This is a genomic window from Halobacillus litoralis, from assembly GCF_004101865.1.
Taxonomy (GTDB): Bacteria; Bacillota; Bacilli; order Bacillales; family Halobacillaceae; genus Halobacillus; species Halobacillus litoralis_A.
This window is the reverse complement of record NZ_CP026118.1, coordinates 3,628,418-3,653,264: the sequence shown is the minus strand read 5'-3', so window position 1 is coordinate 3,653,264 and position 24,847 is coordinate 3,628,418. Positions and strand designations below refer to the sequence as shown.

Sequence of the window (24,847 nt, the reverse complement as noted above, 5' to 3'; positions counted from 1 at the left end):
TAAATGTGATTGGAAAGTAAACGAAACGATACCAATAGATGCCAACACCGAAATCCCTTAACACCTTAGCGCCAAGGGGAATCTTAGAAAGGATATCCATATTATGAGCAGAAAAACACCTTTCATGCTTATGTAAAGAATCTGGTACCGTTTAAATACAATCATTTATAAAACAGAAGCCGCGCTACATGTACTTGTAGCACGGCTTCTCAAGAAAGAATCCACCGAAAGTGTTTTATGCACTTTCTTTTGGAGATTCTTTATTCTCATCTTCGACAGTTCCATCCGTCAAAACAAGCTTAGGACGACCGTTTTCCGCTGTTACTGTCTCCTTCGTGATAATACATTTCTCAATATCATCACGAGAAGGAAGCTCATACATAACATCAAGCATGATCCCTTCTATGATTGAGCGAAGGCCGCGGGCACCTGTCTTACGTTCAATCGCCAAGCGCGATATTTCGCGAAGTGCTTCTTCTTCCATTTCTAACTCGACATGGTCGATTTGGAAGAGCTTTTGATATTGTTTAACAAGTGCATTTTTCGGTTTAGTGAGTATTTCCACAAGAGCTTCCTCATCCAGTTGTTCAAGGCTTCCGATAACCGGTAGACGACCGATGAACTCCGGAATTAAGCCATAGCTCAACAAGTCTTCAGGAAGTACTTTTGTAAGCAATTCTTTTTTCTCTTCCTCATCAGCTGCTTGTTCAGAACCAAAGCCGATGACTTTCCTGCCAAGACGACGTTTGATGATTTGGTCGATACCATCGAAAGCTCCACCTACGACGAACAAGACATTCGTCGTGTCGATTTGTATAAATTCTTGATGAGGATGCTTACGTCCGCCTTGAGGAGGAACACTTGCCTGAGTACCCTCCAGAATTTTAAGCAAGGCTTGTTGAACACCTTCACCTGACACATCTCTTGTAATTGATGGATTCTCTGATTTACGGGCTACTTTATCGATTTCATCAATGTAAATAATCCCTTTTTCAGCTTTCTCTACGTCATAGTCCGCAGATTGAATTAATTTAAGAAGGATGTTTTCCACATCTTCCCCGACATAGCCAGCTTCCGTTAGAGATGTAGCATCTGCGATCGCAAACGGTACATTCAAAATACGAGCCAATGTTTGGGCAAGCAATGTTTTACCACTACCTGTAGGTCCCAGCATGAGGATGTTACTTTTCGCCAGTTCGACCTCATCATTCTTAACCCCTGCATTGATTCGTTTATAATGGTTATAAACGGCGACAGATAAGTTTTTCTTCGCTTGATCTTGACCAATTACATAATCATTGAGGATTTCGCGGATTTCCTGAGGTTTAGGGACCTCTTTGAATTCCACTTCTTCTTCGTTACCTAATTCCTCTTCAACGATTTCCGTACATAGTTCAATACATTCATCACATATATAAACACCAGGACCTGCGACAAGCTTGCGGACCTGTTCCTGACTTTTACCGCAGAAAGAACACTTCAGTTGTCCTTTTTCATCGTTAAATTTAAACATACGTTTCACCCCTTAATATAATGACGCAATCGTTGCGACTGAAGTTTCGTGATATGACGCTAACGCTTCCGTTTCTTTTGCTCATCATACCAAATTAACAGCAAACAAAAAAGCAATACCTTTTAGAGGTGTGCGAAACTTCTTTTGCATCAACCTCATTATGTAGATATGGACCCGTTAAGTCAAACATTTGTACACCCTTATTATTGTATGTAAAAACCACGAGAAGTATCAATCATCTTCCCCATAAAACTCTTCCCTTATACTTTGTAACAGAGAAATATATGAGAAGACAAGGCACTCCAGCACCTTGTCTTCTTAGTTTATTATTCAGATTTACTATTTGCAACTAGAACGTCGATCGCTTTACGAACTTTCAGATCTTCTTTGATCATGTCCGTATTGCCACCTAGCATCTGAGTCAGTTGAGCAACGTCTGTCTGGTACATGCCAGCCATGTTTTCAAGCTCTGCATTCACATCTTCATCAGATACTTCAACATTCTCAGCCTGAGCAATTGCTTCAAGTGTCAAGTTCGTCTTCACGCGTTTAGAAGCATCTTCCTTCATCTGTTCGCGCAAAGCATCTTCATCTTGACCTGTGAATTGGAAGTACATATCTTTCGTCATTCCTTGCATTTGCAGACGTTGTTCAAACTCTTGGACCATGCGGTCAAGTTCAGTGTCTGCCATCGCGTCAGGAACTTCTACTTCTGCATTCTCAGAAGCTTTTGTTACTAGAGTATCGCGCTTGTTGTTTTCTGCTTCTGTTTTCTTCTGTTCTTCAAGACGTTCACGAGTCTTTGTCTTAAGCTCTTCAAGAGATTCAACTTCCTCATCGACATCTTTAGCAAATTCATCATCAAGCTCTGGAAGTTCTTTTCCTTTTACTTCGTGAAGCTTGACTTTGAAGGTAGCTTCTTTACCAGCTAGATCTTCAGCATGGTATTCTTCAGGGAATGTAACAGTAACGTCTGTTTCCTCTCCTGCTTTCTTACCGACAAGCTGTTCTTCAAAGCCAGGGATGAATGAACCAGACCCTACTTCAAGGGAGTAGTTATCAGCTTGACCGCCTTCGAATGCTTCACCATCAACGAAACCTTCAAAGTCCATAACGACTGTATCGCCGTTCTCAACTTCTCCTTCTTCCTTGACGACTAACTCCGCTTGACGTTCTTGCATTTGTGTCAATTCAGCTTGAACATCTTCTTCTGTAACTTCTGTACTTACTTCTTCAAATTCCAAACCTTTGTACTCCCCAAGTTGTACTTCAGGTTTAACGGTTACTTCAGCAGTGAAAACAAGATCCTGACCTTTTTCAATCTGCTTAACGTCAACCTCTGGGCGGTCCACAGGTTCAATTCCTGATTCGTCTACAGCATCTGTGTAGGCTTGTGGAAGAATGATATCAAGAGCATCTTGATAAAGTGATTCCACTCCGAAGCGCTGTTCGAACAACTTACGAGGTACTTTCCCTTTACGGAAACCAGGTACTTGAACCTGCTTTACGACTTTTTTGAAGGCTTGGTCAAGTGCTTTATCGAACTCACTTGCTGGTACTTCTACTGTTAAAGTACCTGTGTTGCCTTCTTGCTTTTCCCATTTTGCTGACATAAAAAATTCCCTCCAACATCTATTCATTCATTTTCGCCATAAGACGATGTTTTGATGATTCTATGACTCTTCTACATACGAATCTCTTTTGCAACCACTACATTATAACATATTCCTATAGCCTTTCAAGGCATGGTCAACATTGGAACTTATTCACCGACAATCAACACATAGTGATGTTCACACAACTCGATTTCTTCTTTATACTTTTCCACGTCCGCTATACCCTCATTCGGTTTAAATGGAATCTGCAAATAACCATGGCCAAGCTGCTTCAATGCTTCAACGAGGGCTGGCACCTCTTCTTCATTAGGAAAAATCGGGTACCTTACATAACAGTAGTGATATAAAAGCTGGTCAATCATCTCATACATTGTCGGGTTACTTTGCTCTATCTGCCCAAGGCGCATTTGGATTTGTTTAATAATGTAATCGGAGTGCAGCTTAGTCAAATCCGCAGGGATGACTTCAATTTGTTGACCGAACTTCGTCAGCATGACTTTATGGTCTACAGCACTATCTCTAAACCACTCAATAATGGAAGACTTTATTATCGGGTGGACCGACTCTTTACCGAGCATCGTTTCAAAATAGTTCAAATGACTATCCGGTTCCTGCTTCTTTAATTGTTCCAATGCTTGCCACTGCTTATGTATGTCATCAGTTTCCAATGCTTCAGTGAAATCACTGAAAAGTTTATTCCCTTTTTCTCTTTTATGGTCTTCCATCAACTTTCTGCTCACTTCATACATCTGCCAAAGTTGAGTACGGCTCTGATGGGGGATCTCCTCAGATTCAAAAACTTCATCCAACAGGTCCACAATTTCCTGGTATCGATTGCTTTGGAATAAAATAGTTATATAAATATGTAAATAGTGATAGTACTGTTCAATAGCCTCTTTCATCTGTTCTTGGCATAACTCTTCCGCTTCATTATATTTACCCAGTTCAATCCAACTCATCAATAATCCAGTAAGCACATCATGACTAGCGACATCATATTCGACTAAAGGTTCCAGGGCTTCTGCAGCATCTTTATACCGCTTCTCTTTTAAAGCCTCAAGACCCACTCGTTCAAGTGTTATTTTCCACTTTGGGAACATTACTATGTTCCCGTTATTATTTTCCATAAGACACCCTTCCCTGAAGTTTATACTCCCCTCATTGTTACCCTAAACCACCCATTTCAAACCTATGGACACTTAGCTTATTAGGATATACTAAAGTATATTCAGACGAAATACAATGAAATGCACTTTCACTTCGACTAAATCTTATTCCACCTCCTGCAATTTATGATCGATAAGGACATGAGCTGACATGTTTTTACACCTTCCCTGACTTTTATTTTAAAATAATATCTGAATATGTATAAACCTCTCTAAAACAGGACTTTAGACTCATGCTGAATTAAATTTTTTTGTTAGAATTAGTAAATGTGAATAAAATTTCACCGAATTAAACACTTAAGGAGATGTATCGTTTTGTCACTGCTTGATGATCAAACCCTACTTGAAACGTACTTGGAGTCAGTCAAACTCCAGTTAGATGATGAATTTGTTCACTTAGTTACTCAAGAAATTGACAAAAGATCGATTGAATTGCCTTTGAAAAACTAATTACATACATGAAATACACCAAACGTTACTTTTCAGGTAACGTTTTTTAGATGGGAAAAGCGGGCAGTCATTAAGACTGCCCGCTTTTTATTATTGACTAGAGGTTTGATTATTTTGTCGTTGCCCCGACATCTTAGCTAGACTTGGTATGACATTTTGCAGCTGGCCTGCCTGCCCTGTCATCATGCTATACGTAGCTGCCCCAATACCGATGGAAGCGACTACCGGCAACCATTGGACATTTTTCTTCTCCATCATGACCACTCCTCAAATCGCTTGGCTTGCATGAAGCCATCTTTATTGTGTGAGGAATGAACGGAAGATATGAGAGTTAAATTCCACATCCCATGCTTTTATTTACCTTTGATGATCTTATTTATGAGGAATATCGGCCAAAGCAACAACCAAGCTAGTAAGAAAAACATATAATATGTCTGTTCTTCTTTATTATGATGGATGGGTTCTTTTTGAAAAAAACAAAAGAACATCCCTAAGAGTATATACGTAAACGCCAGCACTAGAACCACTCCTTTATAAGACTAAGATATGAATGGTCCACGCTTAGTGTTTTTATTTACATATTGTGAACTGGGAAAAAATTTTCATCTTTCCCTTTCACTATTCCACCATAAAATTCTAAAGTTGGGATATCATTTAGAAAGGTACATATGGCACTTTGTGAAAATTTCCAAAAAGATTCTAAATATAAGAGAATCTTTGTAATAGCTTTCTTAAAAGCTCATAAAAAGATATCAGATGAAAGTAAGGCAATATCCTGAAACACTTCCACCATTCGTTAGTAGAAACAATAATTTCCTGACCTAGTAGTTAGAAAATCATAAGCAGCAAAGGGGAAAGCCACACTTTTTGTTGTAAGTGTATAGATTCACCTATGTGGGGTGGCTTTCCACTCGCCATCGTATTCGAACAAATTGCTATTCCCCTGATTTACCTATTTCTTCTTTTGAGCAATTTTTCGGCGATCAAACTCATTCAAGAGCTTATCTAACGATTGCGAAACTTTAACTACCTGGGGGTTTTGAGGATCTTCGAGAAAGAGTCTGTGCATCTCTTGTCTCATTTGTTCAATTTTTTTTTCTAATTCTAGGTCAGTAATAATTCCACCCCCAAAAGTTATATACCCTTTTTGGGGTGAAAATCTTTGGATAATTCAAAAAAATCATTGGAATCATTTCCCATCAGAATGGGCTTCCGTTGTATTTATCATACCCGCCCACGTACCACCTTCAATGTTCAGATTTTTTACTCTCTATCCATTTAATCACTGAACAATTTTTTATCTGCAATGTTTCTAAAAATGCGAAGAATATTTTACTGTATTTGTGAAAGTATAATCTTGAACTAAAATACAGATGTTACTAACCATCAATGAAAATAGGAGTTTTTTTATGGATGACAAAACGAGCACAGTTATTTGGATGATTATAGGTAGTACCTTGCTTTCTACAATCTTCAGCATTATTATGCTGACACTTACAATAAAACATGACCGAAAAGTTACTGGCGGAAGCTTTAAGTAGAGCTCTTTGCCATGTAGGCGTGTAATTTCGCGCACAAAATGTCCGGCTGTGTTTCCTCCCCATTCTTCTTGCCCACGTACTACCAAAATAAAAAACGCTGAAACCAATGTCTCACAAAGGTTTCAGCGTTTTTTCATTTAGCGTCCCAGGAGGGATTCGAACCCCCGACCCACAGCTTAGAAGGCTGTTGCTCTATCCTGCTGAGCTACTGGGACATGACATAATATCAAAGTGATAGTTGAAGCAACTTTGCTAAGCAGCTTTCCCGACTCTCGGATATTTCAATAAGTTGAAAAAGTATGTATGGAGCGGGTGAAGGGAATCGAACCCTCATCATCAGCTTGGAAGGCTGAGGTTTTACCACTAAACTACACCCGCGTTTTGATAATCTTTTACTTCATTATGTAATGAGTAAAATCATGGTCCGTTCGAAGCGGACAAGAACAATTATATATAAGAAGTAGTGCCTTTGTCAATAGGTTTGCAGCAAAGAATCAGTCCTTTGCTGCAAGTGATGTTTCCAATTTCAAATCTTCGATGAGTTCCCCGTTGACATGATAAAACTGAAGCTGCACCTGAGCGAGTGTTTCCCACTCTAAAATGGCGTAGGTGGGCTCGTCCCGGTCTCTTGGCAGCCTTGCACTACCCGGGTTAATAAATAAAGTGTCTTTTACTTTCTCAGCACCTGCTATGTGGGAATGGCCGAAACAAGCCACTTGAGCACCCACCTCTTCAGCCTTGTATGAGAGGGGCATTAAAGTGGATTTCACTTGGAATAGATGGCCATGGGCCACTAAAAAAGTCAGGTCTCCGACTTCCACAACTTGCTCATTTTCCATTTCAGGTTCAAAATCACAGTTTCCCTTTGCGTAATAGAACCCTTCTAACTCAGCGGAGTTGTAAGGTAATTCTGAATCTCCGCAGTGGATCATCGCATCAACACTTTCATGTCTTTGTTTAATTTCCACTACTTCTTCTGTTAATCCATGAGTGTCACTAATAATCAGTACTTTAGGCATTAATCAACACCTCTTTCAAGCTTGAGTCTTAAGCCATTCTTCTATTTGTTTAATTGCATGATGGCGATGACTTATTTTATTTTTTTCATCTGAAGTATGCTCTGCCATTGTACGCGAAGCACCTTTCGGAATGAAGACAGGATCATAACCGAACCCGTGACTACCCTGTGGCTCGTTGGCAATGCTGCCTTCACACGTCCCTCTTTTTACAATAGTTGCAGCCCCAGGACGAGCTACTGCAACAGCACAAACAAACCTTGCATCTCTTTGACTTTCCGGGATACCTTCTAGATTGTTCAGCAGTTTTTGTAAATTTTCATTGTCATCTTTCTCTATTCCTGCATATCGTGCGGAATAAACCCCCGGTGCGCCATTTAAAGCATCTACTTCTAATCCTGAATCATCTGCTACAACAGGAATATTCAGTTGTTCCATCATTGTTTGCGCTTTAATGACGGCGTTCTCTTCAAACGTCGTGCCCGTTTCTTCTATATCAATACTTTCGTCTAAGTCGAGAAGAGACTTTACTGATATATTATATTTTGAGAACATATCTCGGAATTCACCGATTTTTCCTTCATTCTTAGTGGCCACTAATAACTCTTTCATGGTTTATTTAGTCACTCCGGACTTTGCACGAATGACATCTGCCCATTCACCGATCGCTTCATCCTGAAGTTTAATAATATCTTCTACGCCTTTTTCTGCAAGAGCAAGCATTTTTTGTAATTGCTTCATTGAAAAAGTAGCTTCCTCTCCCGTTCCTTGCACTTCAACAAATTCCCCTTGCCCTGTCATGATGACGTTCATATCTACTTGAGCCTTACTGTCTTCTTCATAGCACAAATCAAGTATTTCATTGCCATCAGGTAATACACCTACAGAAATAGCTGTCAGAAAATCTGTAATGGGAAGTTCTTTAATGGAGCCTTTCTTCACTAATTTCCCTAATGCTATTACGACCGCAACGAAAGCTCCTGTAATCGAAGCCGTACGTGTACCTCCATCTGCCTGTATGACATCACAGTCTACCCAAACGGTACGCTCACCAATTTTATCTAAATCCACGACAGCACGTAAGGAACGTCCAATCAAACGTTGGATTTCCATTGTCCGGCCGGAAACTTTCCCTTTAGAAGACTCACGGATATTCCGCTGTTCAGTTGCTCTTGGCAGCATTGCATATTCTGCTGTAATCCATCCTTTTCCTTGATTACGTAAAAAAGGAGGCACACGGTCTTCTACACTAGCGTTACATATTACTTTTGTATCGCCAAAACTGATAAGTACGGACCCTTCTGGATGTTTCACATAGTCTGTTTCTATTGTAACGTTTCTTAATTCGTTAACCTCACGATCATCATTTCTCATAGATGAACGACCTCCTTTTTCTACATCATTATCCTTGCCCATCTTAACACAAAATACATCCGCTCGGTAGTTTAACCAAAAAGGAAGAAGCGTTCCAAAAGGATTAACTTTCGGAACGCTTCTTTCTCATCAAGAACTCTTATACTACTCTTATACTTCTTCTGCTCCGCTGATATCTGAGCGGGAAACCGGTTCTGCAAGTGGTTCTCCAGATTCATTCATCACCTGTTCTGCACCATCCACCTGTACCTCTACGGATTCTACATCAGAAAGATCCGTCAAACTCAACACAAGGCTTGCTAATGCTGCATTAGACAAAGAAGGATTGTCAGCCCCTGTTAATATTTTCTCATTGAAAGATACAGACAACACGCCATTTTCAAGTCTGGAACTGACCATTTCCGCTCCTTCATTGAAAGGATTCATCAGAGAACCACCTAATTCTGGTCCATTGAGGAGTGCTTGTACCATAGCTGCATATTCATCCTCCCCTTTCTCCACCCTAGTGGTTACAGGGACGTGATAAACCTGGTCACCGTTTTGAGCTGGGAAATATACGGTGACGGCTTCACTGTTCAGTACATCAGTTTGAACACCCACAAGATGGTTAATCCCGTCAGAGCGGGAAACCCCTTTTGTAATTGGGGTCCCGTCTACAGGCATAACTTCTTGTTCATGACCATTAATCCACAGCTTAATACGGTTTACATTATCAAATTGGGTTAATGTATATGTCATCGCTTGAAGAATCTTTTCTTCCTCTTTCGCATCGTAATTTCGGAATTCCTCTGAAACATCAACGACCAATGTTCCATCCTCTTGAGGGTTCAAACCTAATATCTGTGTTCCCGCTGGTAAAACGGCCTGGAATCCATTCGGAAGAAGGTTTGTTACAGGCCCATCTTTCACTAGATATTCCAATGCCTGAGCGGCTACCTCCTTGGATGCAGGGAGCTCTAAGGTCTGAGGGGCAATCATACCATTTGCATCCATCAAGTACAGCTCACGCGCAACCGTGGATGAAGCAGATTCACCTTCCGAATCTTCGCCAGCCCCATCTGTTTCTTCCCCATCTCCTTCGGGTTGAGGTTCCTCACTACTCGGATCAGGTGTCGTGGTCGCCTCCTCTTCTGGTGTATCCATTTTCTCTAACGATTGCTCTCCTTCAAAAAGGCAGCCTGTCAGCAACCCTGTACTCAATAATAATAAAACTACAAGCAAAAAGGGTTTGTAGCCATACTTCTTCATAGTTTTCCCTCCTGAGATAGATTGTACTACCATATATACGAGCCCCATGGAGGATTAGACCAGAGAATTTCAGACAGCCTTTGTATAATACGCCTTCCTTGAATGGAATAAGTTCAAAAGAATCTGATTAGATCTTTCGTTGAATATGAAGTAATATATGTACGCCTGTACCCTTCAGGCGAAAAAGAGCGGAAGAAATTATGTCATACTGCATGTAAAAAGCTCAGCCATCAGAGGGCTGAGCTTTTTACACTTTCTAATTCAACTAATTTCAGAATTTTTATCGGTTCTTCAAACCAGCTATTTGCAACCATGCGGAACTTTTCCATATCACCAGTCGTATAAAATTCATGTTCAGGAGGAGTATCATACGTATCCAGGGCTTTATGGTAAGCAAGAATCAAACTAGCTTCTCTTGCAGTTTCTTCACCTGAACTGATGACCTGGATATGATTTCCCATTTCTTCCTGTACCAAATCCTTGATTAATGGATAATGTGTGCAACCAAGTATCAATGTATCAATATGATTCATTTCCTTCAAAGGCTGTAATGTTCTGGAAACGATCCCTTGTGCTCTTTTACCTGCCAAAATACCCTCCTCCACCATAGGTACGAAAGGCGGACAGGCTAGATCATTGACACGAATCGCCTGATCGATGGACTTCAAGGCTTCAGGATACGCCTTACTCTGTATCGTACCTTCCGTGCCTATGACTCCGATCCGTTTATTTTGACTCACTTTGATGGCAGCCCTTGCCCCTGGTTCTATGACTCCGATCACTGGGACTGGTAATTCTTCCTGCAACTCTTCTAATGTATAAGCTGTTGCAGTATTACAAGCAATGACGAGCATTTTTATATCTTTTCCTAATAAATGATTCACCATCTGCCATGTATAAGCTCTCACTTCTTCTTCTGAACGAGGTCCATAGGGACACCTTTTCGTATCTCCCAAATAGATGAATCTTTCTCTTGGCAGTTGACGCATCAGCTCACGCGCTACAGTTAAGCCGCCAACGCCAGAATCTATGACTCCGATCGGTTGTTTCACTTCGCATCCCTCATTTATTGCTTAGTTGTCCTGCTCCTGGTCTGTTTCTCTCATTTTTTCATGAAGTACATGCAACAGACGGTTTAAAGTATCTACATCATCCTCCGATACATCTTTAAGAACTTCCTCTAAGTAATTTTGCCGTTTTTCAATCACTTCATGTATGATCTGCTTACCTTTCTCTAATACATGTATACGTACGACCCTGCGATCTTTAGGGTCTCTCACACGTTCCACCAAATCATTGTTCTCCATGCGGTCGACCAAGTCAGTAGTCGTACTGCAAGCTAAATGAATATAATTGGAAAGTTCACCTATCGTCATATCCCCTTTTTCCAATAACCACTGCAGTGCAACAAACTGCGGTGCTGTAATCGGGTAATGATTCAAGATTACTCGTCCTCTTTGTTTGACGATTCCAGATATGTAACGTAGTTCCTTCTCTACATCTGCCACCATGGACGTCTGTTGTGATTTTGTCACCTTCAGCACTCCTAACGAAAATACTTTGTAAACCTTATTCTCATGGTTATGCGGTAAAAATTCAAGGTAATTGATATTAAATATACAAAAAACCCTTCCAGGTATAGCTTAAAATCACAATACCTGAAAGGCTTCTCCCATTCCAAAAACAATACCGTGCTTTTCTATGGAGATTACAATTCCAGTTCACCCATACGTAGCAGTTCAACAACTGCCTGTGACCGTCCCTTCACCCCTAGCTTTTGCATTGCGTTTGAAATGTGATTCCGCACAGTTTTCTCTGAAATAAAGAGCTCTTTTGCGATCTCCCTTGTCGTTTTGTCCTGTACTAGAAGCTCGAAAACTTCTCGCTCCCGCTTGGTAAGAATTTGTGTTGGCCGATAGCCGTCCTCCTTCACAAGCGCACCCCTCCTTGTTGTTTCTGAGCTATTAAAAGGGGAATTATTTAGTCAATGTATCGTATGAGTCGGAAGGTTGCCCTGTGCTACGCTTTCATGATTTAGACACAAGCCCGAGCTCTTGAGCTTTAAAAAGGGCTTCAGTTCTGGAGCGGACATTCAGTTTATTGAATACCCCGGTAAGCGTGTACTCGACACTCCTCTGCGACATGTGTAATGTTTGAGCGATCTCACGATTGGTAAAACCAGATGCGACTTCTTTCAAAATCGATTGTTCTTTTTCGTTCAACGAAAATCCATTGCAATCGGAGGAATCAGATGTTTCACTTACGCTCGCTTCTGAACGGCGCAATTGTTTGAACAAATTCAAGGGAATCACTACCTCGTCTCTGGAAGCACAACGGATAGCCGTTACAAGTTGTTCGCTTGTCGCCGTTTTACTTACGAAGCCATTGATATCTGCTTCCACCAGCATATTGAAATGGGTGCTCAAATCAAACCCAGTATATATGAGCAGTTTTAAATCAGGGTATGTTTTTCTAATACTTTTGGCCAGTTCAATTCCATTCATCCCTGGCATGTATAAATCAAGCAGTAATATATCATATTGATTCTTTTTCAGCAGCTGTTCTACCTGTTCATTTTCATAGGTGACATCCACCTTCATATCCGCTTCTTGTTCCAACATTGATTTAGTACCAGCCCCTACTGCAGGGTGGTCATCTACAATCAAAACTTTCGTCATACTTGAACCTCCTTGTTAGCCGTACAAGGAAACGTAACAATCGTTTTAAACCCTTCTCCCGGCGCTGTCTCAATTTCTAAGTGACCATTCAAACCGTTTACACGTTGTTCAATTCCAGAAAGACCAATATGGGAGAACAGATCCCGCCTTACGGAATAATCCATCCCTTTTCCATTATCTGAATATAACAACATGACTTGATTTCCATCATTTGATAAAGATAATTTCACTATTTTAGCATCTGAGTGTTTCATTGCATTCGTCAAAAGTTCCTGAACAATCCGAAAGATTGCCAGAATCCGTTCTTGATCCAATTCTGCATCGAACCTTTCATTGGTGAAGTACACCGTAAAATTCGATCTTAACTGATATTGATGAATCAAGTTTTTCAATGACTGAACGAGACCTAGTTCTTCTATGAACGCAGGGCGTAATTCATTACAGGTCTCCCGGATCAAATGAATGCTGTCGAGCAGAGACTCCTTGTACATCATAAGTTCTGCATGCAGGCTCCGAGTCAAATCATCCCTGTGACCGATTAAATCATCCATTCTTCTATAAAGATACAACTGTTCCTGAAGGACTGTATCATGCAAATCAATGGATAATTGCTTTCGCTGATTCTCCGCAATCGTGAATAATAATCTGGACAGCCAAGTCGGGTACTTTTGCGTTTGATCATTCTTCAATGTGCGCAGTTCTTTCACTAAATCTTCAATCAGATTCATGTTTTCAATCGCGATGTTCGCATTATATGAGATGGTTTGTAAATAGGTTTTCTCATCGCGGTTCAATGTAGTATAGTCCTTTTTCCCTTTACACCACATCATTGTTAATTTCTCTAAAGAAAATCCAACGATCACTCCGAAACCTTTTTCAGTCTCAATGATAGACCCGATATCAAAACTATGATCATTCAAGTGTTCGTGAAAGTGATCTATGATGTCTTGAGGAATCTTATCGTATACACAATACATGTCACGATCGTTATGTTTGGAATAAATATAAATTTCCCTCACATTCAATACGTTCCGCACTTCGTCTCTCATCACCTTCATCAAGTCGACAGCATTCGATTGGTCTTTCATATCCTGCGCCATTCTGTGCATACTCTCCTGATAACTATAACGGGCAGAAAACAGATAACGCTGCAAACGAAAGTCCAACACTTCTTTAAGAGACAAGAAAATAATCAGTGCCCCATGTATAAATAAATAGTTTTGTATATAATCGATCACTGATAAGGATGCTGGTATTAACCATCCGATGGCAAAGGTTAAGATCAAACTGGGAATAACAGAAAGAATAATATAATACCTTACACGACTGATGACAAAATTTATATCAATCAATTGTTCCCGAGTGACTAAATACATGAATGTAATCGGCAAGGCAATCAGAAAGACTGCTCCTATTTCGAGGGAAATGATTTTAATGCCAAAAGTCAAAGCCGGGATTAAATACAATAATATATAAGGGAAGAAAGCAATCGTCATCCCGATCGCCATATAATTGAATATTGGACCTACAGGAGATTTCTTATATATAAAGAGGCCCCGATAAATTATGAAAAAGAGTACAATATATAAAATCATCAGTAAAGCGCCTGGGACAGAGTTGAAATAATCTGGGTATTGCTTCGTAATCAGAAAATAACTTTCAAAGAAAGAGACAAGAAGTACGAAGGCATATAGAAAATATATTATTTTTTTCGAAAACCAGTAAATTTGTAACTCTTGAAAATAATTATATAAAAAATGAACCAACATAACAGGAGAGATTAAAAATAAACTCGTGTTTAAGAACAAGCTATATAAATCATCCCTCACTGCACCACTATTGCTCAAATAACCAGTAGCAACCGCCAGGAAAAATAATATTAACTGCTCAGCTGAATAGCGCTTTGGGACACGTTTGTGAACAAGATAGGAGATTCCTAAGATAACGATGAAAAAGAGTACAGGAAGAATAATATATAAAATCCAATGCAAAGGACTCGATTGATTTATGTTTTCATATAAGATTTCTCTCCCTGTATATTCTACTAAAAATGATTCAGCCTTTTCCACCTCATCAAACATAGCTACAGATTGATGCTCTCCAGGTTTATTGCCGTTAATGGTCTGGATCTCTCCACCAACTGGGACGCTATGACGGTCCGCCCAGCTGCCATTCTCCACATTGACAATGACCCATTCTTCCTTTTGCTTATCTACATCAATACCTAAGAAAGGCTGAGTAATGGAATGTATAATCAAGTAACATGCTGATAATATGAAAAATGATAAAACGATCCATTGGGACCATTTGAAATTACGCATACTATATCCATCCTTAAACGAATTCAATCAAGTCTATTATACTATCGATAAGAAGTCCTACAACCCCTTCTCCTATAGAAATTATTGTAACTTTTCACCCTTGTACTAAAAGAAAACAAATTAAAGACGAACACACACGTTTCAATTGGCATTTTTCACAGGAAGGAATGCAGCGAAACCTTGTATGAGCGGACAGTTACAGTGTGTTTAAAGATTATATTTCAAACGGAAAAAACCTCTGTACTTTAAAAAGTACAGAGGTTTCTTAAATGAATTTTATACCCGTTGATCACTGCCAAAGAAGCTTTTGAAAGATTCAATGGCTGTATCACGGTTCAAGGCAGCAATTGAAGTTGTCAATGGAATTCCTTTTGGACAGGCCTGTACACAGTTTTGTGCATTCCCGCATCCCATTAAGCCTTCTTCATCCATAATTGTCTGAAGTCGCTCACTCTTATTCATTTCCCCTGTCGGGTGGGAGTTGAATAAGCGAACTTGAGAAAGCGCAGCTGGACCTATAAAGTCAGATTTATCATTAACGTTCGGACAAGCTTCCAGGCATACCCCGCATGTCATACATTTAGAAAGTTCGTAAGCCCATTGACGCTTACTTTCAGGCATCTTAGGTCCTGGTCCAAGGTCGTGTGTTCCATCAATCGGAATCCATCCTTTGACTTTCTTCAAGGAATCGAACATGCGACTGCGATCCACAGCAAGGTCGCGATTCACAGGGAATGTTGTCATTGGTTCAAGACGAATCGGTTGTTCCAACTGGTCGACTAGAGCAGTACATGATTGCCTTGGTGTACCATTGATCACCATAGAACAAGCCCCACAAACTTCTTCTAAACACCCCATGTCCCAATAAACCGGTGTGGTCGCTTCTCCGTTTGCATTGACAGGATTACGGCGAACTTCCATCAGAGCGGAGATGACATTCATATTCTCACGATAAGGTATCTCAAACTTTTCTTCGTAAGAGGGCTTATCTGGATGATCCTGACGGGTGATAATAAACGTTATCGTTTTATTTTCGCTCATGATGCATAACCTCCTTTATTTACTTTTCGAATAATCACGTTTACGAGGTTCGATTAATGATGTATCCACTTCATCATATCGGAAGACGGGCTTGTTATTTTCTTTATCATAACTAGCTACTGTCGTCTTCAGAAATTCTTCGTCGTTTCGTTCAGGAAACTCTGGCTTATAGTGTGCGCCACGGCTCTCGTTACGGTTATACGCCCCTTGAGTAATTACACGCGCTAACTGAAGCATGTTCCAAAGCTGACGTGTGAACATTGCGCCCTGGTTGCTCCAACGAGAGGTATCGTTGATATTAATTCGTTTATAACGATCCATCAGTTCCAGAATCTTCTCATCGGTTTTGAGAAGTTTATCATTCTCACGCACAACGGTTACATTATCCGTCATCCATTCACCAAGTTCTTTATGGATCTGATAGGCGTTTTCATCGCCATCCATGTTCATGATATCTTCAAATTTCTGTTGTTCTTCTTTAACTTTTTCATCAAAAAGTGCTGAAGTCATGTCATCAGAAATTTTATCGAGACCTTCGGTATATTTCACTGCATTCGGTCCTGCCTCCATACCACCAAAGATAGATGATAATAAGGAATTCGCACCCAGGCGGTTACCACCATGCTGTGTATAATCACATTCTCCGGCAGCAAAGATGCCTGGAATGTTTGTCATTTGGTCAAAATCAACCCACATACCACCCATAGAATAATGGACAGCCGGGAAAATTTTCATCGGAACTTTCTTCGGATCGTCTCCTACGAACTTTTCATAAATTTCAATGATACCGCCAAGTTTAACGTCCAACTCTTTAGGGTCTTTATGAGACAAGTCCAAATAAACCATGTTTTCGCCATTGATTCCCAGTTTTTGGTTTACACACACATCAAATATTTCACGTGTGGCAATATCACGCGGTACAAGATTTCCATATGCCGGGTATTTCTCTTCAAGGAAATACCAGGGCTCACCATCTTTATATGTCCATACTCTTCCACCCTCACCACGAGCAGACTCGCTCATAAGGCGGAGCTTATCATCTCCTGGAATTGCAGTAGGGTGAATTTGTATGAACTCACCGTTTGCATAGTCAACCCCTTGCTGGTAAAGAGCGCCCGCTGCGGACCCTGTATTGATGACAGAATTCGTGGACTTACCGAAAATGATTCCAGGCCCGCCAGTTGCCATGATAACTGCATCTGCTGGAAAGGCTTTGATTTCATGGTCGCTCAGGTTTTGACCGACAATTCCACGACTGATGCCTTTTTCATCAACAATCGCCGAGAGGAATTCCCAGTTTTCATATTTAGTAACCAAACCGTTCACTTCGTGGCGACGAACTTGCTCGTCCAATGCATATAGTAGCTGTTGACCAGTCGTAGCACCTGCATAAGCGGTACGGTGGTGTTGAGTACCTCCGAAGCGGCGGAAATCAAGCAATCCTTCCGGTGTACGGTTGAACATGACACCCATACGGTCCAACAAGTGGATAATTCCTGGTGCAGCATCACACATTGCTTTTACAGGAGGTTGGTTTGCTAGGAAGTCCCCCCCATATACTGTATCGTCAAAGTGTTCCCATGGTGAGTCTCCTTCACCTTTTGTATTAACAGCTCCGTTAATTCCACCTTGGGCACATACAGAGTGAGAACGCTTAACAGGTACAATAGATAACAGATCTACGTGAACCCCTTGTTCCGCTGCTTTAATTGTTGCCATTAGGCCGGCTAAACCACCACCGACAACAACAATATTTCGATTTGTCATGATTGAAGCTCACTCCCTTAAATACTAAAATCTACCTCTACATGTCTTAAATTGAGTCAATATAAATTTAACTGCCGTATGCAAATTGGATCAGTGTACGTACACCGACATAAGAAATGGCAACGAAAATGATGATGCTCGCATAAGTCATGATCAATTGTGAGCGTGGAGATACAGTGATCCCCCAGCTGACGAAAAATGACCATAATCCATTAGAAAAGTGGAAAGTAGTTGATATAACCCCTACTATGTAGAACCAAAAGAAAAACGGCTCAGTAAGGATGCCTTCCATCAACTGGTAATTCAAGTCAGCCCATCCGAAACCGATGGCAATCCTTGTTTCCCAAACATGCCATGCGATGAAAATGAGCGTAATGATTCCAGTAATTCGTTGGAATATGAACATCCAGTTTCTGAAATAACCGAAATTCGATAAGTTGCTCTTAGCTGTGAATGCAATATACACCCCATATATGGAATGAAATAATAGTGGTAAGAAGATAATGAAAATCTCCAGTACATAACGATATGGCAAGCTCTCCATGAAATGAGCTGCTGCGTTAAATGCTTCTGGTCCACGTGTTGCAAAAAAGTTCACAGTCAAGTGTTGGATCAAAAAGATCCCGATAGGTACTACTCCTAAAAGTGAATGCAGTCTTCGATTGACGTATCCGCGTGTTCCCGCCATATTTACCCCCCTCATGATGATAGCAGATTAAAAACAACATTATTCAGACAGTTAAGCGCTTTTATAACAACTTAAAAATAATAGGAAAAGCCCCTCTTTCCTAATACACGTCTGACGAATGTGCAATTTGTGACATGTTTATTGTACTTCTATCATGTATAAGCGTCAAGAAAGCACGTTTATAAAATCCTCAAAAATACACATTTATTTCCTTTGGATTAAATGAAATAATTATCATTGCGCCGATTTCCATTTCGAGTGATAATAAAGGATAGAAAGGAATGAGCGTTTTGAAAGAATCTACAAAGTTAACGACCAGCAACATTTCATCGCTTGTAGGCACTGGAGCAGGATTCGACCTGATGCGTTATTATACTCTCCCTGACTTTTTGGGAAAGGATGCTCCCTATCTACTCTATTACATGGGAAAAAACATGGCTAGACAGACAAGCATATCCACCTTTGAGGAGCTTTATGAATTTTTCCAGTACATGGGATGGGGAGAATTGAAACTGGTGCAGGAAAAAAAGAAAGAAATGAAATTCCACCTCACGGGCCATGTGATAGAAAAGCGACTTCATCAAAAGATATTTCATGTCGAGTTTCGTCTAGAGTGCGGCTTTTTATCTGAAACCATTCAACAAATCACTGGACATACATATGAGTGTTTTGAAGAAAAGAATACAAAAGAAAATTTCATTGAAATCAAAGCTATGAAAGGTTGAACGGTTGTCAGCAACAAGTGAGGCCACTTACCCCTGTCACTGTTCAACAATCCACAGAAGAACCAGCTGTCAATCTTCCGCTGGTTCTTCTTCTTGATTTAAGTGGATTAGAATCGTATTCGCTACAGGTTCCGGCACGCCTAATCGTGTAATTTCATTCAATTCAGCATTTTTTATATCATGCAATGATTTAAAATGACGAAGCAGCAACCTTCTTCTTTTTTGGCCGACACCAGGGATGTTATCCAACTCAGATTGAATGGCCCCTTTTCCACGCAATTGACGGTGGAATGAAATTGCAAAACGGTGCACCTCATCCTGTATCCTTTGCACTAAATAAAACTCCTGTGATTTCCGGTCCAAATCAACTGGAACAGGTGGATCCCCATAAAGTAATTCGCTCGTTTTGTGTTTATCATCTTTTGCTAAACCACACAGAGGAACATCCAGCCCTAATTCATTTTCCAACACATCAAGGGCTGCTGTCATTTGTCCTTTTCCTCCATCCACCACAATCAAGTCGGGAAGGGGGAGATCTTCTTTCAACACACGTTTATATCTGCGCCTCACTACTTCTCTCATCGTTTCATAATCGTCAGGTCCTTCGACATCCCGTACTTTATACTTTCTGTATTCTTTTTTATTTGGTTTGCCGTCGATGAAGACGACCATCGCTGAAACCGGGTCGACCCCCTGGATATTTGAGTTATCAAAAGCCTCTATGCGATGCGGTGTTTCAATATGAAGATGGTTGCCTAAAGATTCAACAGCTTTAATCGTTCTTTCTTCATCTCTTTCTATTAATGCGAATTTTTCTTCTAATGATATTTCGGCATTCTTCATGGCCAGCTCAACCAGTTCTTTCTTTCTCCCTCTCATCGGGATATGAACTTTCGTTTCAAGTGCACCTTCTAATACATCCACATCTGTAGCCACCGGTACAAGAATCTGCTTAGGATATGGGTGGTTCTGGTGTAAATAAAACCGTCCAATATAGCTCAGGAATGTTTCTTCAGGGTCATCAAAGAACGGAAATAGAGCGACATCACGTTCAATCAATTTACCTTGTCGAACAAAGAAGACCTGAACACACATCCAGCCTTTATCATATGAATACCCAAAAACATCTCGATCCACTTGGTCATTCATTGTCATTTTCTGCTGTTCCATCACTGATTCAATGTGTTCGGTTTGATCCCGCAGTTCTTTCGCCCTTTCAAAATCAAGATCCTCTGAAGCTTCATACATCCTTTTCTTAAGATCCTTCTTAATTTCAGTATGCCCACCATTTAAGAAGGAAGTGATGTTCTGGACAATTTCTTCATTCGTATTTTTAGAAACCTTGAATTCACACGGACCTAAACATTGATGCATGTGATAATAAAGACAAACACGATCTGGCATGGTATTGCATTTTCTCAGTGGATATAACCGATCCAGTAATTTCTTTGTTTCACGGGCTGCGATAACATTAGGATAGGGTCCGAAATACTTCCCTTTATCTTTTTTAACATTCCTTGTCACAATCAATCTGGGGTGGCGCTCAGCTGTAACTTTCAAGTATGGATAGGTCTTGTCATCTTTAAGAAGGACATTATACTTTGGATCGTATTTCTTGATTAAATTCATTTCCAAAATCAAAGCTTCAATCTCTGATGTTGTTACTATATATTCAAAATCTATGATTTCACGGACTAACCGCTGCGTTTTGCCATCGTGAGCTCCAGTAAAATAAGAACGGACCCTGTTTTTTAAAACTTTGGATTTACCTACATATATAATGGTTCCATTCTTATCTTTCATCAAATAGCATCCGGGCTGGTCAGGCAATACTGCAAGTTTTTCTTTTATCGTTAAATTCATAATGATTCACTCCATCACTTCGAGAAGTTTATATAAAGAAAATACCACACTGGTGAAAAGTTATGCATTATAAAAGCCGCGCTGCTTGGCAACGCGGCTTTTATAACGGAAAACTCATTCTTAGGAATGCTTAGAAATCAATTCAGCCAGAGCTTCTTTAGGTTGGAAACCGATAACTTGGTCTACAACTTGCCCGTCTTTGAAAAGAAGGAGTGTCGGAATACTCATAACTCCGTACTTTCCAGCTGTCTCCTGGTTCTCATCTACATCCAACTTAACGATTTTCACTTGATCGCTCATTTCTTCATCTAACTCTTCAAGTACAGGAGCGATCATTTTACAAGGGCCACACCAAGGAGCCCAAAAATCAGCCAGGACAAGTCCTTGTTTTGTTTCTTCAGTAAAGTTTTGATCAGTCGCTTTTACAATTGCCATACTATAATTCCTCCTCGACCAATAGTCTGTTTAGAGTATATCACTATCTATTTTTAGTGACTAACAATTTGTTTATACCTTATTTAAACACGGAATAAAGCCGAAGCCAAATATTTGGCTTCGGCTTTAAGGTAAAAATTATGCGTTGACTTTCATTTCTTTCACTTCTTCGATCAATTTAGGTACGACATCAAACAAATCTCCTACAATCCCATAGTCAGCTACATTGAATATGTTTGCTTCTGGATCTTTATTGATCGCAACGATTACTTTGGAGTTAGACATTCCCGCTAAGTGTTGAATTGCTCCTGAAATTCCGCATGCGATATACAAATCAGGGGTGACGACTTTCCCTGTCTGCCCAATTTGCAAGGAATAATCACAATACCCAGCGTCACAGGCTCCCCGCGAAGCTCCTACGGTTCCACCTAGGACTTCTGCCAGTTTTTCCAAAGGCTCAAATCCTTCTTCACTTTTCACACCGCGGCCACCGGCAATGATTACTTTCGCCTCGGATAAGTCGATACCATCCGAAGACTTACGAAGAATGTCCTTGATCACTGTGCGGATATTCGTGATCTCCACATCTTTTTCAGTGACTTCTCCACTCAATGAATCGTTACGCTCCATTGCAGGAATATTGTTCGGACGGATAGTAGCGAAAATAAGTCCATCTGTTATTTCTTTTTTCTCAAAAGCTTTACCTGAGTATATCGGACGCGTGAAAACGATATTGCCACTTTCAGCAACAACTTCAGTAGAGTCCGATATTAAACCGGATTCAAGTTTACTTGCTAATTTGGGTGTCAGATCTTTGCCGATAGCCGTGTGACCCATAATGATTCCTTCTGGGGACTCATCTTCAATCACTTGATAAACCGCTTGACCATAACCATCAGATGTATACGTTTTCAATTCCGGGTTTGAAATTGTAATTACACGTGCCGCCCCATGATAAACCATTTCTTGACCCATTTCGTCCAAATCGCCATCACCACATAAGACTCCGACGACTTCGCCTCCGTCACTCACGATATTTGCTGCAGCAATAGCTTCAAACGTTACATTACGTAATGAACCTTCTTTAGCTTCTCCGATCACTAATACTTTTTTACTCATAACGATTCTCCTTTCCCTTCCTCTATTTACAGTACTTTAGCTTCTGTTTTCAGTAACGAAACGAGTTCTTTCACTTGATCATCTACTTCGCCTTCTAGCACTTTACCAGCTTGTTTTTCCGGTGGAAGGAAAATCTCAGTAGTCTTCGTCTTAGGTTCAACCTCATCTTCATCTAGATCGAGATCGTCTATTTCCAATTCATCCAAAGGCTTTTTCTTAGCTTTCATGATTCCTGGTAAAGATGGATATCTAGGCTCGTTCAACCCTTGCTGGCACGTAACGAGCAATGGAAGACTTGTTTCTACTTTCTCTACATCCCCTTCAACATCCCTTTCAATATTGACGGTCGATCCATCAATGTCAATACTTGTAATCGTCGTTACACAAGGGATATCTAAACGTTCTGCTAAGCGAGGACCTACTTGGCCACTAGCTTCATCAATTGCTACGTTTCCTCCTAAGATGATATCCACTTCACGATCCTTGAAGAATGATTCCAGAATTTTCACTGTAGTGAACTGGTCTCCTTCCTCAAGATCGTCTTCGGTATTGATCAGGACAGCCTTGTCAGCCCCCATTGCTAAAGCGGTTCGAAGTTGTTTCTCAGCTTCCTCTTCCCCAATGGTCACGACTGTAACTTCTCCGCCATGCTCCTCGCGGATATTGATAGCTTCTTCAACTGCATATTCATCGTATGGGTTAATGATGAATTCAGCACCATCATCTTCAATGACCCCGTTGTTGACGGAAATTTTCTCTTCTGTGTCAAAGGTTCTTTTCAGTAAGACGTAAATATTCATGTATATTACCTCCTGGACTATTGATCTTTAAACTCTGGACTTCTTTTCTCAATAAATGCCTGTATGCCTTCCTTGGCATCTTCATTGCCGAAGACTTCACCAAATGCCTTTGCCTCTGCGCTTACACCTGTTTCAAATTGCGAAGTGTGAGCAAATGGAATCAAGTTCATCACATGATTTATTGTGGGGCCACTTTTACTGGCAATGGCTTTCGCAAGTTTTTCTGCTGCAACAAAAAGCTCTTCGTTCGTAAAGCTTTGGTTCGCCAACCCTATTTGCACGGCTTCTCGTCCTGTTATCGGGATTCCTGATAAAATCATTTCGTAAGCCTTAGCTGTCCCTACATGCCTTGGAAGACGCTGGGTTCCAGCGAATCCCGGAATAATTCCGAGGTTCAATTCCGGCAAGCCCAATTTTGCATCATCAGCTACATAACGTATATGGCAGGACATAGCTAACTCTAACCCGCCACCTAAGGCTGCCCCATGAATCGCAGCAATAACTGGTATGGGGAAGTGTTCAATCCTGTTGAATAGTTCCTGGCCTTTTCCTGACAATTCTGTATAATCAGAAGCTCCCTGCAGGGAAGTAAATTCTTTAATATCTGCTCCCGCCGAGAAGAATTTGCCCTCACCCTTCAACAATATCGCTTTTACAGAACAATCCTTCTCGATTTTATCCAGCTCTTTTGAAAGATCTTGCAAAATCGTACTTGATAATGCATTGGCAGGTGGACTCTGGATGGTTATCTCCGCTACGTTTTCCTTGACTTGCAATGTTAAAGTAGACAAAATGACATCTCCTTTTCACTGACCGTTATGGGCTAATCCATGAATAATCAAGCTATGGACTTCTTTCGCCTGGTCTACTATGTTATATCGCTGGTCTTTCATGACCCAATTGGTCACCGTCTCATCCATAGTGCCAAAAATCATTTGACGTACAAGACGGCGATCAAGGCCAGTGCGGAACAGCTTTTCCTCTACACCCTCTTCAACGATTTGATCAATGACTTTAAGGTAGCGTTTCAATACAAGATTGATTTTTTGTCTCAATTCTTTGTTTGATTGACGCAATTCCAACTGTGTCACAATCGCAAGATGATGATCGGCAGACAGCTGTTCAAAATGAGTGTGGATCAGAGTGAACAGTTTTTGTTCAGCTGACTGCTTTGAGGTTGTTTCCTGCTCGATTTTTTCTATGAACTGCCCCATCTTTTCTTGGAACAGAGATACGAGGATATCTTCCTTGTTTTTAAAATAAAGATAAATGGTTCCATCAGCCACTCCCGCTTTTTTTGCGATCTTTGATACTTGCGAGGAGTGGTATCCATTTTCAGCAATGACTTCGACTGCTGCATCGATAATTTGTTTGAACTTAGGTTTGTTTTTTTTCACTGTCTATCTCCGCCTATCCATACCAAAAATGAATGAATCATCATTCACCTATTATTCTACAATCAAGGAAATATTCTGTCAACTTTTCT

The 24,847-nt window shown here is 40.5% G+C and carries 25 protein-coding genes and 2 tRNA genes; 2 read left to right on the top strand and 25 right to left on the bottom strand.

Annotated features, from left to right (window positions below; all coding sequences use genetic code 11):
* Positions 1-235 precede the first annotated feature (235 nt).
* From clpX to HLI_RS18005, 3 genes are all read right to left on the bottom strand, one after another.
* Positions 236-1,513, bottom strand: a complete 1,278-nt coding sequence (gene clpX, locus HLI_RS18015; protein WP_128526291.1) for an ATP-dependent protease ATP-binding subunit ClpX — start codon at positions 1,511-1,513, stop codon at positions 236-238.
* A gap of 326 nt (positions 1,514-1,839) precedes the next feature.
* Positions 1,840-3,126, bottom strand: a complete 1,287-nt coding sequence (tig, locus tag HLI_RS18010; protein ID WP_128526290.1) for a trigger factor — start codon at positions 3,124-3,126, stop codon at positions 1,840-1,842.
* 149 nt (positions 3,127-3,275) lie between these two features.
* Positions 3,276-4,256, bottom strand: a complete 981-nt coding sequence (locus HLI_RS18005; protein ID WP_128526289.1) for a tetratricopeptide repeat protein — start codon at positions 4,254-4,256, stop codon at positions 3,276-3,278.
* A gap of 354 nt (positions 4,257-4,610) precedes the next feature.
* On the opposite strand from HLI_RS18005, the gene sda reads away from it, so the two are divergent.
* Entirely contained in the window at positions 4,611-4,745 is a 135-nt protein-coding gene (gene sda, locus HLI_RS18000; protein ID WP_241655884.1) for a sporulation histidine kinase inhibitor Sda, read from the top strand.
* Between the two features lie 90 nt (positions 4,746-4,835).
* Here the strand turns inward: sda and HLI_RS21795 are convergent, their stop codons facing one another.
* From HLI_RS21795 to HLI_RS17925, 16 genes are all read right to left on the bottom strand, one after another.
* Positions 4,836-5,000 carry a hypothetical protein gene (locus HLI_RS21795; RefSeq protein ID WP_164908598.1) on the bottom strand — a complete coding sequence of 55 codons (165 nt, stop codon included), beginning with the start codon at positions 4,998-5,000 and terminating at the stop codon, positions 4,836-4,838.
* A 697-nt stretch (positions 5,001-5,697) separates the two neighbouring features.
* Entirely contained in the window at positions 5,698-5,814 is a 117-nt protein-coding gene (locus HLI_RS22290; RefSeq protein ID WP_206659622.1) for a Spo0E family sporulation regulatory protein-aspartic acid phosphatase, read from the bottom strand.
* Positions 5,815-6,427: 613 nt separating this feature from the next.
* Positions 6,428-6,501 (bottom strand) — tRNA-Arg (locus HLI_RS17990).
* A gap of 89 nt (positions 6,502-6,590) precedes the next feature.
* Positions 6,591-6,664 (bottom strand) — tRNA-Gly (locus tag HLI_RS17985).
* 116 nt (positions 6,665-6,780) lie between these two features.
* Positions 6,781-7,305 carry a metallophosphoesterase gene (locus HLI_RS17980; RefSeq protein WP_128526286.1) on the bottom strand — a complete coding sequence of 175 codons (525 nt, stop codon included), beginning with the start codon at positions 7,303-7,305 and terminating at the stop codon, positions 6,781-6,783.
* 15 nt (positions 7,306-7,320) lie between these two features.
* Positions 7,321-7,914, bottom strand: coding sequence for an XTP/dITP diphosphatase (locus HLI_RS17975; protein WP_128526285.1), 594 nt, complete (start codon positions 7,912-7,914; stop codon positions 7,321-7,323).
* A gap of 3 nt (positions 7,915-7,917) precedes the next feature.
* A complete protein-coding gene (gene rph / locus HLI_RS17970; protein ID WP_128526284.1) occupies positions 7,918-8,676 on the bottom strand; it encodes a ribonuclease PH in 759 nt (252 codons plus the stop codon).
* A gap of 150 nt (positions 8,677-8,826) precedes the next feature.
* Positions 8,827-9,924 (bottom strand): GerMN domain-containing protein, encoded by a 1,098-nt coding sequence (locus tag HLI_RS17965; protein ID WP_128526283.1) that lies wholly within the window; start codon positions 9,922-9,924, stop codon positions 8,827-8,829.
* 230 nt (positions 9,925-10,154) lie between these two features.
* A complete protein-coding gene (gene racE, locus HLI_RS17960) occupies positions 10,155-10,976 on the bottom strand; it encodes a glutamate racemase (protein ID WP_128526282.1) in 822 nt (273 codons plus the stop codon).
* A 21-nt stretch (positions 10,977-10,997) separates the two neighbouring features.
* Positions 10,998-11,435 carry a MarR family winged helix-turn-helix transcriptional regulator gene (locus HLI_RS17955; RefSeq protein WP_128526932.1) on the bottom strand — a complete coding sequence of 146 codons (438 nt, stop codon included), beginning with the start codon at positions 11,433-11,435 and terminating at the stop codon, positions 10,998-11,000.
* A 197-nt stretch (positions 11,436-11,632) separates the two neighbouring features.
* Positions 11,633-11,857: a helix-turn-helix domain-containing protein gene (locus HLI_RS17950; protein WP_008635211.1), complete on the bottom strand. Its 225-nt coding sequence runs from the start codon at positions 11,855-11,857 to the stop codon at positions 11,633-11,635.
* Between the two features lie 94 nt (positions 11,858-11,951).
* Positions 11,952-12,602 carry a response regulator transcription factor gene (locus HLI_RS17945; RefSeq protein ID WP_128526281.1) on the bottom strand — a complete coding sequence of 217 codons (651 nt, stop codon included), beginning with the start codon at positions 12,600-12,602 and terminating at the stop codon, positions 11,952-11,954.
* Entirely contained in the window at positions 12,599-14,923 is a 2,325-nt protein-coding gene (locus HLI_RS17940; protein WP_128526280.1) for an ATP-binding protein, read from the bottom strand. Before HLI_RS17940 ends, HLI_RS17945 begins: the two co-directional genes overlap by 4 nt.
* Before the next feature lie 276 nt (positions 14,924-15,199).
* Positions 15,200-15,964, bottom strand: coding sequence for a succinate dehydrogenase iron-sulfur subunit (gene sdhB, locus HLI_RS17935; protein ID WP_128526279.1), 765 nt, complete (start codon positions 15,962-15,964; stop codon positions 15,200-15,202).
* 15 nt (positions 15,965-15,979) lie between these two features.
* Positions 15,980-17,731: a succinate dehydrogenase flavoprotein subunit gene (gene sdhA / locus HLI_RS17930; protein WP_128526278.1), complete on the bottom strand. Its 1,752-nt coding sequence runs from the start codon at positions 17,729-17,731 to the stop codon at positions 15,980-15,982.
* A gap of 67 nt (positions 17,732-17,798) precedes the next feature.
* Positions 17,799-18,419, bottom strand: a complete 621-nt coding sequence (locus tag HLI_RS17925; protein WP_128526277.1) for a succinate dehydrogenase cytochrome b558 subunit — start codon at positions 18,417-18,419, stop codon at positions 17,799-17,801.
* 281 nt (positions 18,420-18,700) lie between these two features.
* On the opposite strand from HLI_RS17925, the gene HLI_RS17920 reads away from it, so the two are divergent.
* Complete coding sequence (locus HLI_RS17920; RefSeq protein WP_128526276.1) at positions 18,701-19,144, top strand: YslB family protein; 444 nt, start codon at positions 18,701-18,703, stop codon at positions 19,142-19,144.
* A gap of 69 nt (positions 19,145-19,213) precedes the next feature.
* On the opposite strand, the gene uvrC is transcribed toward HLI_RS17920, so the two are convergent.
* From uvrC to HLI_RS17890, 6 genes are all read right to left on the bottom strand, one after another.
* Positions 19,214-21,007, bottom strand: a complete 1,794-nt coding sequence (gene uvrC / locus HLI_RS17915) for an excinuclease ABC subunit UvrC (RefSeq protein ID WP_128526275.1) — start codon at positions 21,005-21,007, stop codon at positions 19,214-19,216.
* A gap of 120 nt (positions 21,008-21,127) precedes the next feature.
* Complete coding sequence (gene trxA / locus HLI_RS17910; protein WP_128526274.1) at positions 21,128-21,442, bottom strand: thioredoxin; 315 nt, start codon at positions 21,440-21,442, stop codon at positions 21,128-21,130.
* Positions 21,443-21,580: 138 nt separating this feature from the next.
* Positions 21,581-22,561 (bottom strand): electron transfer flavoprotein subunit alpha/FixB family protein, encoded by a 981-nt coding sequence (locus tag HLI_RS17905; RefSeq protein ID WP_128526273.1) that lies wholly within the window; start codon positions 22,559-22,561, stop codon positions 21,581-21,583.
* Between the two features lie 26 nt (positions 22,562-22,587).
* On the bottom strand, positions 22,588-23,361 hold the full coding sequence (locus HLI_RS17900) for an electron transfer flavoprotein subunit beta/FixA family protein (RefSeq protein ID WP_128526272.1): 774 nt from the start codon (positions 23,359-23,361) through the stop codon (positions 22,588-22,590).
* Positions 23,362-23,378: 17 nt separating this feature from the next.
* Positions 23,379-24,152: an enoyl-CoA hydratase gene (locus tag HLI_RS17895; protein ID WP_128526271.1), complete on the bottom strand. Its 774-nt coding sequence runs from the start codon at positions 24,150-24,152 to the stop codon at positions 23,379-23,381.
* A 15-nt stretch (positions 24,153-24,167) separates the two neighbouring features.
* Positions 24,168-24,758 carry a fatty acid metabolism transcriptional regulator FadR gene (locus tag HLI_RS17890; RefSeq protein ID WP_128526270.1) on the bottom strand — a complete coding sequence of 197 codons (591 nt, stop codon included), beginning with the start codon at positions 24,756-24,758 and terminating at the stop codon, positions 24,168-24,170.
* Positions 24,759-24,847 lie beyond the last annotated feature (89 nt).